Consider the following 1,990-nt stretch of genomic DNA (forward strand, 5'->3'; position numbering starts at 1 on the left):
GGGCAAAACAAGCCCCAGAACCCTGGTTGACTGATTTGCCAAACTTCTTGCGATGAAATTCGGATGATAACCCAATTGCTCCATCGCTTCCCTGACTTTTTGTTTTGTTCTTTCACTTATTCTCGGGTTATTTGCAATTACGCGTGAAACGGTGGATGGTGCGACATTTGCGAGCTTCGCTACATCTTTTATCGTGACAGCCATTGTTCCTTCCTCCCCCCTTCAGTTCAGGATCTTAAAGCGCTTCCAATTCAACCTGTTCTACATTTTATAAAAGGCTCATATAGAGCCTTTTATTTATGATTTCCTGTTTTTTCTTCCGCGTTTCCATACCAGATAAATGAATAATAAAAACAATGCATAAACGGTTCCGAGTGCAGCCAAGTACGGGATGTTCAGCCCGCTTTTATCTTTAAGCAGATAGATTTCCGATTCTTCGCGATCAAGCGCCAGCTTATAGGTGCCGCTCTCATCACTTCGTACAAGATCCTTTGTCAATAAGCCTTTAAGTTCCTTATTTTCAGGGAGGTCATCCGCATCAAGTTCGACCGTCTGTGTTTTACTCGAGTTGTTAATGGCTACGACCACTGTCTGATCTTTATACGTTCGTTTAAAGATACCCATACCGTCTTTTTCATAGAGCGGTTCGACCGTTCCTCTCGTCAAAGCAGGGTATTCATTGCGTACCTTTCCCAGTGTTGAGATAAAATCGATCAACTCTTTGTCTGCCCTGAAATTCATCAGTCGCCGGTTATCAGGGTCTTCGCCCCCATCAATGGCGATTTCAGATCCGTAATAAACAATCGGTATCCCCGGAGTTGTGTACATATATGTCAACGCAAGCTTCCATCTGGTTCCCGGAAACACTTTCTCCTGTACCAGCAATCGTGTGAAGCGTTCCATATCATGATTGTCTATAAATGTTCCCATTAAGTAAGGATTTTCATAGAAAGTTTCATTATATTTAGAGAAATTAAACAAACGGTCCATGGAGGTATCCGTTTTTTTAAATACTGAACGTAATTCTTCTGCTTGAGGAAAATTAACGAAACCGTCAATTCCTGTATCATTATATTCCGCTATTTTCTCGGGATCACGATCAAACACTTCGCCAAGAAGGTAGAAATCGTCTTTCACCGACTTTACTTCTTTACTGAATTCTTTCCAAAAGTCCTGAGGCACATGTCGTACTGTATCCAATCGATATCCGTCTACATCGGTTTCTTCTATCCACCATTTCGCAGCATCAAAAAGATACTCTCTCACCTCGGGATTTTCTGTGTTCAAATCAGGCAAGCCATATAACCAGGCATTCTGAAGACTTTCCTTATTCGAAAAATTCATGGGCTGTTTCTCATGGAACCAGTCTTCTTTCTCAGGATCATTCGTCCAGGGATGATCCTCCCCCACATGATTCACGACAAAATCAAGAACAACCTTCATATCTCTCTTATGGGCTTCATCAACAAGCTTCTTAAACGTTTTCATCGATCCGAAATGATCTTCAGTCTTATAAAAGTCTGTAATCCAATACCCATGATAACCTTTAGGCTGGTTTTCAAAGACCGGCGTCAGCCAAATGGAGGTAAACCCCATATCTTTGATATAATCCAGGCGATCGATTATCCCCTGGAAGTCACCGCCTTGATAAGCCCTGGGATCTTTTGTGTTCACATCTTTGTCATTGCTTGTATCACCATTATTAAAGCGATCTACCATTAAAAAATAGATTGTTTCATCCTGCCACTTTCGTTCTTCTTTTTCAACTGCACCTACCGGAAGGGCGTAAAAAAGAAGAAACGGGACTAAAATGAGAGATAGTACTCTTCTTTTCATCTCCGCTCCTCCTCAATAGTTAGTAACGCCTTTAAGATTATCCTTTCGTACCCCCTGCCGTCAATCCTGAAACGAAGTATTTCTGGAAGAAAAGGAATAAAAATGCGATAGGAACTGCAATTAATACAGAGCCTGCAGCAAACGTAGTGAATTC

At 41.5% G+C, this 1,990-nt stretch carries 2 protein-coding genes and 1 pseudogene; all 3 read right to left on the reverse strand.

Annotated elements, in window-relative coordinates:
* Window positions 1–204 (reverse strand): LacI family DNA-binding transcriptional regulator (locus tag HP456_RS23395; RefSeq protein WP_172255518.1); only part of this gene is annotated, 204 nt, incomplete at its 3' end.
* 93 nt (window positions 205–297) lie between these two features.
* Complete coding sequence (locus HP456_RS23400; RefSeq protein ID WP_172255520.1) at window positions 298–1,836, reverse strand: alpha-amylase family glycosyl hydrolase; 1,539 nt, start codon at window positions 1,834–1,836, stop codon at window positions 298–300.
* 37 nt (window positions 1,837–1,873) lie between these two features.
* A pseudogene (locus tag HP456_RS23405) lies at window positions 1,874–1,990 on the reverse strand (sugar ABC transporter permease); the annotation flags it as partial.

Source organism: Bacillus haikouensis (assembly GCF_013179555.1).
GTDB classification, from domain to species: domain Bacteria; phylum Bacillota; class Bacilli; order Bacillales; family Bacillaceae_B; genus Rossellomorea; species Rossellomorea haikouensis_A.